Source organism: Lentzea sp. NPDC055074, assembly GCF_053608005.1.
Genome location: NZ_JBSGUQ010000007.1, coordinates 364193 through 381640, shown reverse-complemented (window position 1 = coordinate 381640; position 17448 = coordinate 364193). Strand labels below are relative to the sequence as shown.

Genomic DNA, 17448 nt, shown 5'->3' with positions numbered 1-17448 from the left:
GATGTTCAGTTCCAAGGGGCCGTTCCGGGGTGCGCGTTCAGTTCTAAGGGCGGCTAGGGGTGATGCGCAGGGGTGCCCGTCAATAGAGTCGATCTCTGGAATCGGTTGATTTCTGCTGTTTCCGGATTCGGTCTCCAGGTGAAGGTGCGAAATGAGTCAGGACGACAAGGTAGTTGAATACCTGAAACGAGTGACGGCGGATTTGCACCGGACCCGCGCACGGGTGCGCGAGCTGGAGGCCGGAGATCGTGAGCCCATCGCCGTCGTCGGCATGAGCTGCAGGTTGCCCGGTGGAGTGGAATCGCCGGACGACCTCTGGCGGCTCGTCGCTTCGGGCACCGACGCCGTTTCGGACTTTCCGCGCGACAGGGGCTGGGACCTCGCGGAGCTGTACGACCCCGATCCCGACGCGCTCGGCAAGAGCTATGTGCGCCAAGGCGGATTTCTCTCCGGTGTGGCGGAGTTCGACGCGGGCTTCTTCGGAATCTCCCCGCGCGAGGCCCTCGCGATGGATCCGCAGCAGCGGCTGCTGCTCGAGGCGTCGTGGGAGGCCGTCGAACACGCCGGTGTCGACCCGCATTCCTTGCGCGGGAACAAGGTCGGCGTCTTCGTCGGCGTGGGCGGCCCGGATTACGCGAATCTTCTTCACGGCGCATCGCCTGAGCTGGAGGGATATCTCGTCACGGGCAACGCGGCGAGCGTCGCGTCGGGAAGGATCGCCTACGCGCTCGGACTGGAGGGTCCGGCGGTCACCGTTGACACAGCGTGTTCGTCCTCATTGGTGGCTTTGCACCTGGCTGCACAGGCTTTGCGCAACGGTGAATGTGATGCTGCACTGATCGGTGGCGTGATGGTTCTCGCGACGCCGGAAGGGGTCGTGGCGTTCAGCCGCCAGCGCGGTCTCGCGGCCGATGGCCGTTCGAAGGCGTTCTCGGCGGATGCGGACGGGTTCGGCATGGCCGAGGGCGTCGGCGTGCTGATGGTGGAACGGTTGTCGGACGCCCGGCGCCTCGGTCACCGCGTGCTCGCGGTCGTGCGGGGCTCGGCGGTGAACCAGGACGGCGCGTCGAGCGGGCTGACCGCGCCGAACGGGCCGTCGCAGGAGCGGGTCATCCGCGCCGCGCTCGCGAGTGCCGGTCTGTCCACTTCGGACATCGACGTGGTGGAGGCGCACGGCACCGGCACGGCGCTGGGTGACCCGATCGAGGCCGGCGCGCTGCTGGCCACCTACGGGCAGGACCGCGCGGAGCCGTTGTGGCTGGGGTCGCTGAAGTCGAACATCGGGCACACGCAGGCCGCCGCGGGTGTGGCGGGCGTGATCAAGATGGTGCAGGCGTTGCGGCACGGCGTTCTGCCGAAGACGCTGCACGCCGACGAGCCGTCGCCGCACGTCGACTGGTCCGCCGGAGCCGTCCGGCTGCTGACCGAGGAACGGCAGTGGCCCGCGGCGGACCGGCCGCGCCGTGCCGCCGTCTCGTCGTTCGGCGTGAGCGGCACGAACGCGCACGTGATCCTCGAAGCCGTCGAGGACGAGCAGGCCGAGGTCTCACCGCGGAACGGGCCGGTGGCCTGGGCGTTGTCCGGCCGCGACGAGTCCGCCCTGCGTGCCCAGGCTTCGAAGTTGCGGGAGTTCCTGGCCGGGCGGCCGGAGCTCTCGCCCGCCGACGTCGGTCTGTCGCTCGCCACCACGCGGTCGCGGTTCACGCACCGTGCGGTGGTCGTCGGCTCGGATCGCGGCGAGCTGCTGGAAGGGCTGGAGGCTCTGGCCGCGGACGGTCCGGGACCCGTGCGCGGCGAGGCGACGGGTGAGCGGTCGGCGGTGTTCGTCTTCCCCGGTCAGGGTTCGCAGTGGGCCGGGATGGCGTCGGGGCTGCTGGAGTCGTCGCCGGTGTTCGCGGCCCGGTTCGAGGAGTGCGCCACCGCGCTGGCCCCGTACGTCGACTGGTCCCTGCACGACGCCGTCGTCGACCCGGCGATGCTGGAGCGCGTCGACGTGGTGCAACCCGCCCTGTGGGCCGTGATGGTGTCGCTGGCCGAGGTGTGGCGTTCGTTCGGCGTCGAGCCCGGTGTGGTCGTCGGGCACTCGCAGGGGGAGATCGCCGCCGCCGTCGCGGCGGGCGTGCTGTCCATCGAGGACGGTGCGAAGGTCGTCGCCCTGCGCAGCCAGGTGATCGCCCGGTCGCTGGCCGGCAAGGGCGGCATGGTCTCGGTGCAGCTGCCGCTGGACGAGGTGAGCGGCCTGATCGGCGACCGGCTGTCGATCGCCGCGGTCAACGGTCCGGCGTCGGTGGTCGTGTCCGGCGACGTCGACGCGCTGGACGAGCTGCTGGCGTCGTGCGACCGGGCCCGGCGGGTGCCGGTGGACTACGCGTCGCACTCGGCTCATGTGGAGCTGATCGAGGAAGAGCTGCTGGACCTGCTCGACGTGGCTCCCCGCAAGGGGACCGTGCGGTTCTTCTCCACGGTCACCGGGCAGTTCGAGACCGAGCTGGACGCCGGGTACTGGTACCGCAACCTGCGGCAGACCGTGCAGCTGGACGCCGCCGTGCGCGAGCTCGCCGCACGGGGCTTCGGCGCGTTCGTCGAGGCGAGCGCCCACCCGGTGCTGACGCCGGGCATCGCGGACACCGTGCCCTCCGCCGCGGTCGTCGGCACGTTGCGCCGCGACGACGGTGGCGTGGACCGGGTGCTGACCTCCGTGGCCGAGGCGCACGTGGCGGGGGTGCGGGTGCGCTGGGACTTCGGTGACGCCATCGTCGTCGGCCTGCCCACCTACGCGTTCCAGCACGAGCGGTACTGGCTGGAGCCGTCGTCCGGCGCGGGTGACGTGACCTCGGCCGGACTGACGGCGGCGGCCCACCCGCTGCTCGGCGCGACCGTCGCGCTGGCCGGGTCCGGTGGCGCGGTGCTCACGGGCGTGCTGTCGCTCAGGACGCAGCCGTGGCTCGGTGACCACGTGGTGAACGGCTCGGTCCTGTTGCCGGGCACGGCTTTCGTCGAGCTGGCGTTGCGTGCGGGTGAAGAGGCCGGATGCTCCCGCGTCGAGGAACTGACCCTGTCCGCGCCGCTGACGATCCCGCGGGAGGGATCGGTGCGGATCCAGGTCGTCGTCAGCCCCGCGGACGAGCGGGGCCAGCACGAGGTGGGCGTTCACTCGCTGGTCGACGAGGAGTGGGTCCTCCACGCCGGCGGCACGCTCAGCGCCGCACGGGTGCGGGCGGACTCGCTCACCGAGTGGCCGCCTGCCGCCGACCCCGTCGACGTCAGCGAGTTCTACTCCGCCATGGCAGCCAAGGGATTCGCGTACGGGCCGGCGTTCCGAGGTCTCGCGTCGGTGTGGCGCCGCGGTGACGAGGTGTACGCCGAGGTGACCGGTGGTGCCGACGACTCGTTCGGCATCCACCCGGCCCTGCTCGACGCGGCACTGCACGCGGGCGCCGTGGACGCCTCCGACGACGGGCGGCTGCCGTTCGCGTGGACCGGTGTCTCGCTGCACGCACGAGGCGCGACCGCGGCTCGGGTGCGGATCACGCCCGCCGGAGCCGACGGGGTCGCGGTGCTGCTCGCCGACGGCACGGGCGCGCCGGTCGTCTCGGTCGACGCGCTGGTGTCGAGGCCGATCGCACAGCCGGTGAGGACCGTTCCCCAGGACCTGTACGCGCTGGACTGGACGGCAGTCGAGCTCGGCGGGGAACCGTCCGCGCTGACGCTGCTCGGGCCCGACCACTTCGGGTTCGCCGAGGCCGGGATCCGCGTCCTGCCGTTCGACGAGAACGCCGTGCCGGACCGGGTGGTGCTGCAGTGCGCGTTCCCCGCCGAGGTCGTCGACTCGGCGTCGGCGGCCGCCGCGGTGCGCGGTGCGACCGGGTACGTGCTGGAGGCGGTGAAGAACTGGCTCGCCGACGAGCGGTGTGCCGAGTCGAAGCTCGTCGTCGTGACGCGGCGGGCCGTGTCGACGGCGCGGGATGAGGACGTCGTCGACCTGCTGCACGCCGGTGTGTGGGGCCTGGTGCGCTCGGCCGAGTCGGAGAGTCCCGGCCGGTTCGCCCTGGTCGACCTCGACGAGGTGGACGGCCCGGTGCTCGCCGCCGTCGCCGGTGACGAGCCGCAGCTCGCGTTGCGCGCAGGGAAGGCCCTGGTGCCGAGGCTCGCGCGGGCGGAACCGGGGCTGGGGCTCGTGCCGCCGTCCGGACCGGCGTGGCGGCTCGACGTCACCGAGCCGGGCACCGTCGAGAACCTCGTGCTGACGCCCGCGCCGGACGCGCTGGAACCGTTGCGGGAGGGGCAGATCCGGATCGCGGTGCACGCGGCCGGGCTGAACTTCCGCGACGTGCTGATCGCGCTCGGCATGTACCCCGGCGCCGCCACGATGGGGGGCGAGGGCGCCGGGATCGTGCTCGAGGTCGGACCCGGTGTGTCGTCGGTCGTGGCGGGCGACCGCGTGATGGGGCTGCTGCCCGGCGGGTTCGGGCCGGTCGCGACCGTGGACCACCGGCTCGTCACGCGGGTGCCGGCCGGGTGGTCGTTCACACAGGCCGCGTCGGTGCCGGTGGTGTTCCTGACCGCTTACTACGCGCTGGCGGATCTGGCGAAGATCGAGGCGGGCGAACGGGTTCTGGTGCACGCCGCCGCGGGTGGTGTGGGCATGGCCGCGGTGCAGCTCGCCCGGTTCTGGCGGGCCGAGGTGGTGGCGACGGCGAGCCCCGCGAAGTGGGACGCCGTGCGCGAGCTGGGGGTCGAGCGGATCGCGTCGTCGCGGGAGCTCGGCTTCGAGGAGGAGCTCGGCCAGGTCGACGTGGTGGTGAACTCGCTGGCACGCGAGTTCGTCGACGCGTCGCTGCGGATGCTAACGCCGGGCGGCCGGTTCATCGAGATGGGCAAGACCGACATCCGGGACGCCGGGGATCACCCCGATCTGCTCTACCGGGCGTTCGACCTGGTCGAGGCGCCGCCCGAGCGCGTCGCGGAGATGCTGCGGCACGTCGTCGAGCTGTTCGAGGCCGGGGTGCTGCGGCCGTTGCCGGTCACCACGTGGGACGTGCGACGGGCGCCGGAGGCGTTCCGGTTCCTGAGCCAGGCCAAGCACATCGGCAAGGTCGTGCTGACCGTGCCGCCGCCGCTCGACCCGCGCGGCACCGTGCTGATCACGGGTGGCACCGGCGGTCTGGGCAGGCTCGTCGCGCGGCAGCTCGTCGAGACGCACGGTGTGCGCCACCTCCTGCTCACCTCACGCCGGGGTCTTGCGGCGCCGGGTGCCGAGGAGGCTGTCGAGGAGCTTGCCGCGCTGGGCGCCGAGGTCACCGTGGTGGCGTGCGACGTCTCCGACCGCGCCGCCGTGTCCGCTGTGCTGTGCGGGGTTCCGCTCGACCACCCGCTCACCGCCGTCGTGCACACCGCGGGTGTGCTGGACGACGGCCTGGTCGGCGCGCTCGACGCCGACCGGCTCGACGTCGTCATGCTTCCCAAGGTGGACGCCGCGCTGCACCTGCACGAACTCACCCACCAGCTCGGACTCGCCCGGTTCGTGGTCTTCTCGGCCGCTTCGGGCACGCTCGGCGGTCCCGGTCAGGCCAACTACGCGGCGGCGAACGTCTTCCTGGACGCGCTCGCGCAGCACCGGAGGTCGTTCGGGCTGCCGGCGACGTCGCTCGCGTGGGGGCTGTGGGCCGAGGCCAGCGGGATGACCGGTCACCTCGGCGAGGCCGACCTGTCCCGGATGGCCCGCGGCGGCATCGCCGCACTGCCGTCCGCGGACGGGGTCGCGTTGTTCGACGTCGCGACCGGCGTCGACCACGCCCAGCTCGTGCCCGTGCGGCTCGATCTGCCCGCGTTGCGGAAGAGGGCGTTGAGCGACGGCGTACCCGTTGTGCTGCAAGGCCTGGTGCGCACGCCGGTGCGCAGGGCGGCGGACATCGCGGCGGACGACTCGCTGCTCGCCGGGCTCTCGGGCGCCGAACGGGCGCGTGCCCTGCTGGACCTCGTGCGGTCCCACGCCGCGACCGTGCTCGGCCACCGCTCCGGTGACTCGCTCGGCGCGCGGCAGGCGTTCCGCGACATCGGGTTCGACTCGCTGACGTCCGTCGAGCTGCGCAACCGGCTCCGTGCCGCGACCGGGCTGAGCCTGCCCGCGACGGTGGTGTTCGACCACCCGAACCCGGAGGCGCTGGCCGCGCACATCGACGCCCAGCTCGGCGGCACCACGCGACGGGCCGTCGTGCGGTCGGCCGCCCCCGCCGACGAACCCATCGCGATCATCGGCATGAGCTGCCGGTTGCCGGGCGGTGTCACCACACCGGACGAGCTGTGGCGGCTGGTTCTCGAGGAGGGCGACGCGATCGGGGAGTTCCCCGCGGACCGCGGCTGGGACCTCGACTCGCTCTTCGACACCGACCCCGGGAGGTCCGGCACGTCCTCCGCGTCGACCGGCGGGTTCGTCGGCGACGCCGCCGGGTTCGACCCCGCGTTCTTCGTGATCAACCGGCGTGAGGCGCTGGCGATGGACCCGCAGCAGCGGTTGCTGCTGGAGACGTCCTGGGAGGCGTTCGAACACGCCGGCATCGACCCGCATTCGGTGCGGGGCAGCCAGACCGGGGTGTTCGTCGGCGCGAGCAGGCAGGACTACGCGACGCTGCAGGCGGGCACGCCCGAGGAGCTGGAGGGCTACCTCGTCACGGGCAACGCCTCCAGCGTCGCGTCCGGCCGGCTGTCGTACACGTTCGGGCTGGAAGGGCCCGCGCTCACCGTCGACACGGCGTGCTCGTCGTCGTTGGTGGCGATGCACCTCGCGGCACAGGCGTTGCGGCAAGGGGAGTGCTCACTGGCGCTCGCCGGTGGCGCGACGGTCATGGCGACGCCGGGGATCTTCGTGGAGTTCTCCCGGCAGCGGGCGCTCGCCTCGGACGGGCGGTCGAAGGCGTTCGCCGCGCAGGCTGACGGGTTCGGCATGTCCGAGGGCGTCGGTGTGCTGGTGCTGGAACGGCTGTCGGACGCGCGGCGCAACGGGCATCGGGTGCTCGCCGTGATGCGCGGGTCGGCCGTGAACCAGGACGGTGCGTCGAACGGGCTCACCGCGCCGAACGGGCCGTCGCAGGAGCGGGTGATCCGCGCGGCACTCTCGAACGCTGGTCTGTCCACTTCGGACGTGGATGTGGTGGAGGCGCACGGGACCGGCACGACGCTGGGCGATCCGATCGAGGCGCAGGCGTTGCTGGCGACCTACGGGCAGGACCGCTCGGAGCCGTTGTTGCTGGGATCCGTCAAGTCGAACATCGGGCACACGCAGGCCGCGGCCGGTGTCGCCGGTGTGATCAAGATGGTGATGGCGATGCGGCACGGTGTCGTGCCGCGCACGTTGCACGTCGACGCTCCTTCTCCGCACGTCGACTGGGCTTCCGGTGCGGTGGAGCTGCTGACCTCCTCCCGTGAGTGGGCTGCTGACCGGCCGCGTCGTGCGGGTGTGTCGTCGTTCGGCGTGAGCGGGACGAACGCGCACGTGATCCTGGAAGGGGTCGAGGAGAGCTCCGAGGTGGCCGATCCCGGTGTGACGGTGCCCTGGGTGCTGTCCGGACGGACCGAGCGCGCGGTGCGGGAGCAGGCCGCGCGGTTGCGTGATCACCTTGCCGTGCACGAGATCTCTTCGGTGGACGTCGGGTTCACGCTGGCCGGTCGGGCCTCGTTCGAGCACCGGGCGGTGGTGTTCGACGCCGAGTCGCTGGCGGCCCTCGCCGACGGTGAGCCTGGTGTGGTGGTCGGTACCGCGCCTGATGACGCGCCTCGGATCGCGTTCGTGTTCCCCGGTCAGGGGTCGCAGTGGGTCGGGATGGCGGAGGAGCTCGTCGCGGTCTCTCCGGTGTTCAGGGCTCGGTTGGATGAGTGTGCGGAAGCGCTTGCGCCGTATGTGAAGTTGGATTTGTGGGAGACTGAGCGTGTTGATGTGGTGCAGCCTGCTCTGTGGGCTGTGATGGTGTCGTTGGCTGAGGTGTGGCGGTCGTTCGGTGTCGAGCCGGATGTGGTGATCGGGCACTCTCAGGGTGAGATCGCCGCTGCTGTGGTGGCGGGTGTGCTGTCCATTGAGGACGGCGCCAAGGTCGTTGCTTTGCGCAGTCAGGCGATCTCGCGGTCGTTGGCGGGCAAGGGCGGCATGGTGTCGGTCTCGCTGCCCGTCGAGCAGGTGAAGGCGCTGGTCGGTGACCGGTTGTCGATCGCGGCGGTCAACGGTCCGGCGTCGGTGGTCGTGTCGGGTGATGTCGACGCGCTGGACGAGCTGCTGGCGTCGAGTGATCGGGCTCGGCGGGTGCCGGTGGACTACGCGTCGCACTCGGCCCACGTCGAGCTGATCGAGTCCGAGCTGCTGGAACTGCTCGACGTCACGCCTCGGCAGGGGACCGTTCCGTTCCTCTCGACCGTCACCGGCGAGTACGAGACGGAGCTGGACGCCGGGTACTGGTACCGGAACCTGCGGCAGACCGTGCAGCTCGACGCGGCCGTGCGGGCCCTGGAGGGGCACGCGTTCATCGAGGTCAGCGCGCATCCCGTGCTGACGCCGGCGATCCAGGACGCGACGGCCGTGGGCACGCTTCGGCGTGACGACGGCGGGATGGACCGGGTGCTGCGGTCCGTCGCCGAGGCGCACGTGGCCGGTGTGGAGGTGGTGTGGCCGCTCGACGGTGGCCGGCTCGTCGACCTGCCGGCGTACGCGTTCCAGCGCGAACGGTTCTGGCTGTCGTCGGGTCCGGTCGCCCAGGCCGGGTTCGGGCACCCGTTGCTCGGCACTGCGGTGCCGCTGGCCGGGAGCGGTGGGCTGCTGTTCACCGGCACGCTCTCGCGGCAGAGCCACCCCTGGCTGGCCGACCACTCCGTGCACGGCTCGGTGTTGCTGCCCGGCACGGCGTTCGTCGAGCTGGCGATCCGCGCCGGTGACGAGGCCGGGTGCGGGGTGGTGGAGGAGCTCACGCTCGAGGCGCCGCTGGTGGTGCCGGAGAAGGGCGTCCTGCACCTGCAGGTGGTGCTCGACGCGCCGCAGGAGTCAGGACACCGGACGATCGAGGTCCACTCGGCACCGGACGGCGGGCCGTGGACGCGGCACGCCAGCGGACGGCTCGCGCCCTCGACGTCCGGGCACGTCGACGATCTGCGGGCCTGGCCGCCGGCGGACGCTCAGGAGGTCGACGTCGAAGGACTCTACGACCGGCTGAACGACGGCGGGTTCTTCTACGGCCCGGTGTTCCAGGGGCTGCGGGCGGCGTGGCGGCGGGGCGACGAGGTGTTCGCCGAGGTGGCACTGCCCGATGGTGCGGCCGACGACCGCTTCGGTCTCCACCCGGCGTTGCTCGACGCCGCACTGCACGTGGGCGCGCTCGACTCCGTTGCCGGTGGTGAGGGCAGGCTGCCGTTCGCGTGGACCGATGTCGTGCTGCACGCGACGGGTGCGACGGCGTTGCGGGTGCGGGTGTCACCGTCCGGTTCGGACGGTGTGGCGCTGCTCGTCGCCGACGAGGACGGCGAGCCGGTGGCCTCGGTCGGTGCGCTCGTGTCCCGGCCGGCGGCGCCGATGCGGTCGCGGGTCGCGGACGACTCGCTGTGGCACGTGACGTGGTCGCCGGTCGAACTGGAACCCGTTGTTCCGCAACGCCTCACCGTGCTCGGTGAGGACCACCTCGGCTTCGCGGACGCCGGGTTCGAGCTGGTGGACGACGCCGCCGACGTCGTGCTGCCGTGCGTCTTCGCGGCGGAGATCACCGATTCCGCGTCCGCGGCGCAGGCCGTGCACGGTGCGGTCGGACGGGTGCTGGAGGTCGTGCGGGACTGGCTCGCGGACGACCGTCGTGCCACGTCCCGGCTCGTCGTCGTGACCAGACGGGCGGTGTCTGCGGCGTCGGGTGAGGACGTCGTCGACCTGCTGCACGCCGGTGTGTGGGGCCTGCTGCGCTCGGCGCAGTCGGAGAACCCCGGCCGGTTCGCGCTGGTCGACGTCGACGAGGTCGATGCCACCTTCGCGGCGGCGCTGACGTCGGCCGAGCCGCAGCTGGCTCTGCGCGGTGGTGTGGCGAGTGCGCCGCGACTGCGCAAGGCACCCGCGAGCGGCGAGGTGACCCGGCTGAACGCGGACGGCACCGTGCTGATCACCGGCGGGACCGGTGGTCTCGGTGCGGAGCTCGCCCGGCACCTGGTGACCGAGCGGGGAGTCCGGCACCTCGTGCTGGTGAGCCGCAGCGGTGGCGCCGAGGAACTCGTCGGCGATCTCACCGCGCTCGGTGCGACGGTGCGGGTGGCCGCCTGTGACGTCGCCGATCGCGACGCACTGGCTCAGGTGTTCGCGGACGTTCCCCTGGAGCACCCGCTGACCGGTGTCGTGCACGCGGCCGGTGTCCTCGACGACGGGCTCGTCTCGGCGTTGACCACCGAACGGCTCGACGCGGTGCTGCGGCCCAAGGTCGACGCCGCGCTGCACCTGCACCAGCTGACCGTGGGGCTCGACCTCGAGCTGTTCGCGTTGTTCTCGTCGGCGTCCGGAGTGCTGGGCTCTCCGGGGCAGGCGAACTACGCGGCGGCCAACGCGTTCCTGGACGCACTCGCCGTCCACCGCCGGGCGCACGGCACGGTCGCGCACTCCCTGGCCTGGGGCCTGTGGGAGCAGGGCAGCGGCCTCACCGGGAACCTGGGCGAGGCCGACCGGCGGCGCATGGCCCGGGGCGGCATGGCTGCTCTGTCTACTGAGGACGGACTGGCGCTGTTCGACCGGGCGACCTCCGGCGGTGAGGCCGCCACCGTGCCGATCCGGCTCGACGTCCGCGCGCTCGGCCGGGACGTCCCGCCGGTGCTGCGCGACCTCGTCCGGCAGCCCGCGCGCCGGGTCGTGCGCACCGAGGAGGCCGACTTCGCCACGAAGGTCGCCGGCATGAGCGACGCCGAACGGGCGAGGACGGTGCTGCGGCTGGTGCGGACGCACGCGGCGGCCGCGCTCGGGTACGACGGCCCGGACGCGATCGAGCCGAGGCGCGGGTTCCTGCAGTCGGGCTTCGACTCGCTGACGGCGGTCGACCTGCGCAACCGGCTCACCGCGGCCACCGGGCTGCGGCTGCCCGCGACGCTGGTGTTCGACCACCCGAGTCCGTCGGCGCTGGCGGACCACCTGGTCGCGGCGCTGGCGCCCCGCACGCCCGAACCCGCCGCACCCGTTGTGGCGCAGGAGGTCTCCGTGGATCTGCGGGACGCCGGCGCCGACGAGATCTTCGACTTCATCCGGAAAGAGTTCGGCAAGTCCTGAGGCCTGGGGTGACCAAAGCTGTGTCCAACGAAGAGAAGCTGCTCGACCACCTCCGCTGGGTGACGTCCGAGCTGCACGAAACGCGTCAGCGGCTGCAGAGGGCCGAGGCAGGCGGGCAGGAACCGATCGCGATCATCGGCATGAGCTGCCGCTATCCCGGCGGTGTCGCGTCGCCCGAGGACCTGTGGCGGGTGGTGTCCTCCGGCGAGGACTCCGTCTCCGGGTTCCCCGCCGACCGCGGCTGGGTGACCGAGGGGCTCTACGACGACGACCCGGACCAGCAGGGCACGACGTACGTGACCGAGGGCGGGTTCCTCGACGGCGCGGACCGGTTCGACGCGGCGCTGTTCGGCATCTCGCCGCGCGAGGCCCTGGCCACGGACCCGCAGCAGCGGTTGCTGCTGGAGGCGTCCTGGGAGGCGTTCGAACGCGCGGGCATCGCGCCGGACTCGGTGCGCGGCAGCGACACCGGTGTGTTCGCCGGCGTCATGTACCACGACTACGCCGCACGGCTGCCGGAGATCCCGGACGGCCTGGAGGGCTACATCGGCAACGGCAGCGCGGGCAGTGTCGCGTCCGGCCGGGTGTCGTACACCTTCGGTCTCGAAGGTCCCGCCGTCACCATCGACACGGCGTGCTCGTCGTCGTTGGTGGCGCTGCACCTGGCCGCGCAGTCGTTGCGGGCGGGGGAGTGCTCGATGGCGCTGGCGGGCGGTGTGACGGTCATGTTCACGCCCGCGGTGTTCGTCGAGTTCTCGCGGCAGCGCGGACTCGCGGCCAACGGGCGGTGCAAGTCGTTCGCGGACGCGGCCGACGGCACCGGCTGGGGCGAGGGCGTCGGGATGCTGGTGCTGGAGCGGCTTTCGGACGCCGAACGCAACGGGCATCGCGTGCTCGCCGTGCTGCGGGGCTCCGCGGTGAACCAGGACGGCGCGTCGAGCGGGCTGACGGCGCCGAACGGGCCGTCGCAGGAGCGGGTGATCCGGTCGGCGCTGGCCTCCGCCGGTCTGTCCACTTCGGACGTCGACGCCGTCGAGGCGCACGGCACCGGCACGCGGCTCGGGGACCCGATCGAGGCGCAGGCCCTGCTGGCGACCTACGGGCAGGACCGTGCGGAGCCGTTGTGGCTCGGGTCGGTGAAGTCGAACATCGGGCACACGCAGGCCGCGGCCGGTGTCGCCGGTGTGATCAAGATGGTGATGGCGATGCGGCACGGTGTGCTGCCGCAGACCTTGCACGTCGACGCGCCTACCTCGCAGGTGGACTGGGCAGCAGGCTCCGTGTCGCTGCTGACCTCGGCGCGGGAGTGGCCCGCTGTCGACCGGCCGCGTCGTGCCGGTGTGTCGTCGTTCGGGGTGAGCGGGACGAACGCGCACGTGATCCTGGAGCAGGGACCGGAGCAGGAAGCGCGGCCCTCGGCACCGGTCGGGGCCGTGCCGTGGGTGTTGTCGGGACGGACCGCGCAGGCGGTGCGGGACCAGGCCGTGCGGTTGCGCGACCACCTCGCCTCGCGGGAGGTCTCGCCGCTCGACGTCGGGTTCACGCTGGCCACCAGCCGGTCCCGGCTGGAGCACCGGGCCGTCGTGTTCGGTGTCGATCAGCTGAACGCGCTGGCCCGGGGTGAGAGTGGTGCCGTCACCGGGGTTGCCCGCGGTGCTGCCGATGTGGCGTTCCTCTTCCCAGGTCAGGGGTCGCAGTGGGTGGGGATGGCGGAGGAGCTCGCCGCGGCTTCTCCGGTGTTCAAGGCCCGGTTGGACGAGTGTGCGGAAGCGCTTGCGCCTTATGTGAAGCTGGATCTGCGGGAGACCGAGAAGGTCGATGTCGTGCAGCCTGCGTTGTGGGCTGTCATGGTGTCCTTGGCTGAGGTGTGGCGGTCGTTCGGTGTCGAGCCCGGTGTGGTGGTCGGGCACTCGCAGGGTGAGATCGCTGCCGCTGTGGTGGCGGGTGTGCTGTCCATTGAGGACGGCGCCAAGGTTGTCGCTTTGCGCAGCCAGGCGATCGCGCGGTCGTTGGCCGGCAAGGGCGGCATGGTCTCGGTGCAGCTGCCGTTGGACGAGGCCCACGGGCTGATCGGGGACCGGTTGTCCGTCGCCGCGGTCAACGGGCCCTCCTCGGTCGTCGTGTCCGGTGACGTGGACGCGTTGGACGAGCTGGTCGCCTCCTGTGAGGCCGCTCGGCGGGTGCCGGTGGACTACGCGTCGCACTCCGCCCACGTGGAGCTGATCGAGGCAGAACTGCTGGAGCTGCTGGACGTCTCGCCGCAGCGCGGCACCGTGCCGTTCTTCTCGACGGTCACCGGGGAGTACGAAACCGAGCTGGACGCCGGGTACTGGTACCGGAACCTGCGGCAGACGGTGCAGCTCGACGCCGCTCTGCGTTCGCTGGTGGCGGAGGGTTTCGGGCCGTTCATCGAGGTGAGCGCGCACCCCGTGCTCGCGATGGCGGTGCAGGACACCGTGGACGTCGCGCTCGGGACGTTGCGGCGGGACGACGGCGGGATGGACCGGATGCTGCGGTCCGTCGCCGAGGCCTACGTCGCCGGTGTGGACGTGACCTGGGACTTCGCGGGTGCGGCCGTGGTCGACCTGCCGACCTACGCGTTCGAGCACGAGCGGTACTGGCTGGACGGGCGTGCGCGCACCGCGGACGTCTCGTCGGCCGGCCTCACCTCGGCCGAGCACCCGTTGCTCGGCGCCGCGCTGTCGCTGGCCGACTCGGGTGGTGTGGTGCTGACGGGTGTCCTGTCGCTGGAGGCGCAGCCGTGGCTGGCGGACCACGCCGTCAACGGCACGGTGCTGCTGCCCGGCACGGGCTTCGTCGAGCTGGCGTTGCGCGCGGGCGAGGAAGTGGGCCTCGACCAGGTCGAGGAGCTGATGCTGGAGGCACCGCTGGTCATCGGCGGGCAGGTGCGCGTCCAGGTGTCGGTCGGCGCCGAGGAGGACGGACGGCGTGCGCTGGCGGTGCACGCCCTGTCCGGCGACGAGTGGGTGCGGCACGCGACCGGCCTGCTCGGCGCGGGAACGTCCACTGTGGACGACCTGACGTCCTGGCCGCCTTCGGGTTCGGAAGTGCTGGAAGTGGAAGGGCTCTACGCGCAGCTGGCCGAGGGCGGCTACGGGTACGGGGCCACGTTCCAGGGGCTTCGCGCCGCGTGGCGGCGAGGTGAGGACCTGTTCGCGGAGGTCGAGCTGCCGTCCGGTGCCGATGCCGCTCGGTTCGGCGTCCACCCCGCCCTGCTCGACGCCGCACTGCACGTGCTGGGCCTGGCCTCGGAGCCGGACGGTCAGGTGCGGCTGCCGTTCGCGTGGACCGGTGTGCGGGCGCACGCCGTTGGTGCCACGGCGTTGCGGGTGCGGATCAGGCCGTCCGGTGACGGTGTCGCCGTGCTGGCGACAGACACCACCGGCGCGCCCGTCGTGTCGGTGGGCGAGCTCGTGATCAGGCCGATCTCCACGGCGTTGACGCCTGACTCGCTGTTCCGCGTCGAGTGGCACGCCGTCGAACCGGACGGTGAGCTGCCGGCGCTGGAGGTCCACGACGACCTCGCCGGCGTCACCGACGTGCCGGACGTGGTCGTCGTGTCATTGGTTCCGGAGGCGAGCGAGGACGTCGTCGCGGACACGCACGCCACCGTCGGCAAGGCGCTCGAACTCGTGCAGACCTGGCTGGCCGACGAACGCTTCGCCGAAGCGAAGCTCGTGCTGCTGACCAGCGGTGCCGTCCGGGTCGACGAGAACGACGCGATCACCCTCGCCAGCGCGGCGGCGTGGGGCCTGGTGCGTTCGGCACAGTCGGAGAACCCCGACCGGTTCGTTCTGGTCGACGTGCGCGAGGAGTCGATGGAGCACGTGCCCGCGGCGATCGCCACGGGAGAACCGCAGACCGTCGTGCGGGCGGGCGTGGTGCTCGCGCCGCGGATGGCGCGGGCCGAGGGCGGGCTGCTGGAGGCGCCCGCCGGTGCCGAGGCCTGGAGCCTCGACCTGAACAGCCGTGACACCCTGGAGGACCTGGCATTCGTGCCGGCGCCCGTGGTGCTGGAGCCGTTGGCGGAGGGACAGATCCGGGTGTCCGTGCGGGCGACCGGGCTGAACTTCCGGGACGTGCTGCTGGCGCTGGACGTCGTGCCGGCGAGCGACGTGCCGTTCGGTGGTGAGGGTGCGGGCGTCGTCACCGAGGTCGGTCCGGGTGTGCCGGACCTGCGTCCCGGTGATCGCGTCATGGGCTTCCTCGAGGGCTCGTACGGCGGTCCGGTCGCGGTGGTGGACCACCGGCTCGTGACGCGCGTGCCCGCCGGCTGGTCGTTCACCCGGGCGGCGTCGGTGCCGGTGGTGTTCCTGACGGCGTACTACGCGCTGGCTGACCTGGCGAAGGTTCAGGCAGGGGAACGGGTTCTGGTGCACGCCGCCGCGGGTGGTGTGGGCATGGCCGCGGTGCAGCTGGCGCGGCATTGGGGTGCCGAGGTCGTCGCGACGGCGAGCCCGGCCAAGTGGGACGCGGTGCGGGCGTTGGGCGTCGAGCACGTCGCGTCGTCGCGGGACCTGGCGTTCGAGCAGGAGTTCGGGCGGGTCGACGTCGTGGTGAACTCGCTGGCACGGGAGTTCGTCGACGCCTCGCTGCGGTTGCTGGAGCCGGGTGGCCGGTTCGTCGAGATGGGCAAGACCGACATCCGCGACGCGTCGGCCCACCCCGAGATCACCTATCGCGCGTTCGACCTCGTGGGCGACGCCGGACTCGACCGGATCAAGGTCATGTTCGCGGATCTCCTGCGGTTGTTCGAAAGCGGCTCGTTGCAGCCGTTGCCGGTGACGACCTGGGACGTGCGGCGCGCGCCCGAGGCGTTCCGGTTCCTGAGCCAGGCCAAGCACATCGGCAAGGTCGTGCTGACCCTGCCGCGTGCGCTCGACCCCGAAGGTTCTGTGCTGGTCACGGGAGCGAGCGGCACGCTCGCCGCCGCGGTGGCCCGGCACCTGGTGGCTCAGCACGGCATCCGCCACCTGGTGCTGGCGAGCAGGCGTGGTGCGCCGGTCGAACTGCAGGCCGAGCTGATCGCGCACGGAGCCGAGGTGCGGTCGGTCGAGTGCGACGTCTCCGACCGCGCCGCGGTGAAGGCGTTGCTGGAGTCGGTGGAACGTCCGCTGACGGCGGTGGTCCACACGGCCGCCGTGCTGGACGACGGCCTGGTCGGCTCGCTGGACGCCGAGCGCGTCGGCACCGTGCTGCGGCCCAAGGCGGACGCGGCCTGGCACCTGCACGAGCTCACCGCGGACCTGGACCTGGCGGCGTTCGTGCTGTTCTCCTCGGCGGCCGGCATCCTCGGCGGGCCGGGGCAGGCGAACTATTCGGCCGCCAACGCGTTCCTCGACGCACTCGCCGCGCACCGCCGTTCGCTCGGCCTGCCCGCGGTGGCGCTGGCGTGGGGCCTGTGGGCGGAACGCAGCGGCATGACCGGCCACCTCGACGACACCGACCTCGACCGCATGGCCCGCGGCGGGATCAGGAGCATGCCGTCGGACGTGGCACTGGCGTTGCTAGACCGGGCGCTGGACCGCGACGAACCGGTGCTGATGCCGATCGACGTGGACCTGGACGTCGTGCGGGGCAACGGCACCGTGCCCGCGCTCTTGCGCGGCCTGGTCCGGCCGAAGACGCGGCGGGTCGCCCGTGCGTCCGCGCAGTCCGGGGCGGCCTCGCTGACGGACCGGCTGACCGGCCTGGCCCCTGGGGAACGAGCGCGCGCGGTGCTGGACCTCGTGCGCACCAACGCCGCCGCGGTGCTCGGCCACGCCTCCGTGCAGACGGTGGAGGCCACCAGGGCGTTCAAGGACCTCGGGTTCGACTCGCTCACCGGCGTCGAGCTGCGCAACCGGCTCAGCACGGCCACCGGACTGCGGCTGCCCGCGACGCTGGTGTTCAACCATCCGACGCCGGCCGCGCTCGCCGACCGGATCGTCGCGGACCTGTTCGGCGACGAGCCCGAGCCCGAACCCGCCGACGTCGAACGGCTGCTGGCCTCGATCCCGGTCAGCAGGCTGCGGGAGGCCGGGCTGCTCGGCCGGTTGCTGGAACTGGCCGACACCACCGCGGCCGACGAACCCGCGCCCGCGGACTTCGACCTCATGGACGTCGACAGCCTCGTGCAGCGGGCTCTCGGCGGCACCGAATCCTGACGCGCCCCGGGGGAA

At 72.3% G+C, this 17448-nt stretch carries 2 protein-coding genes; both read left to right on the top strand.

Annotated features, from left to right (window positions below):
* Nucleotides 1-151: 151 nt before the first annotated feature.
* A complete protein-coding gene (locus tag ACWF7A_RS19480) occupies nt 152-11266 on the top strand; it encodes an SDR family NAD(P)-dependent oxidoreductase (protein WP_452251842.1) in 11115 nt (3704 codons plus the stop codon).
* 20 nt (nt 11267-11286) lie between these two features.
* Complete coding sequence (locus tag ACWF7A_RS19475; RefSeq protein ID WP_452251841.1) at nt 11287-17433, top strand: SDR family NAD(P)-dependent oxidoreductase; 6147 nt, start codon at nt 11287-11289, stop codon at nt 17431-17433.
* Nucleotides 17434-17448: the final 15 nt, after the last annotated feature.

Bases quoted from the DNA above. Each gene is read 5' to 3' on its own strand.
- ACWF7A_RS19480 (WP_452251842.1), top strand. From the start codon at position 152: ATGAGTCAGGACGACAAGGTAGTTGAATACCTGAAACGAGTGACGGCG.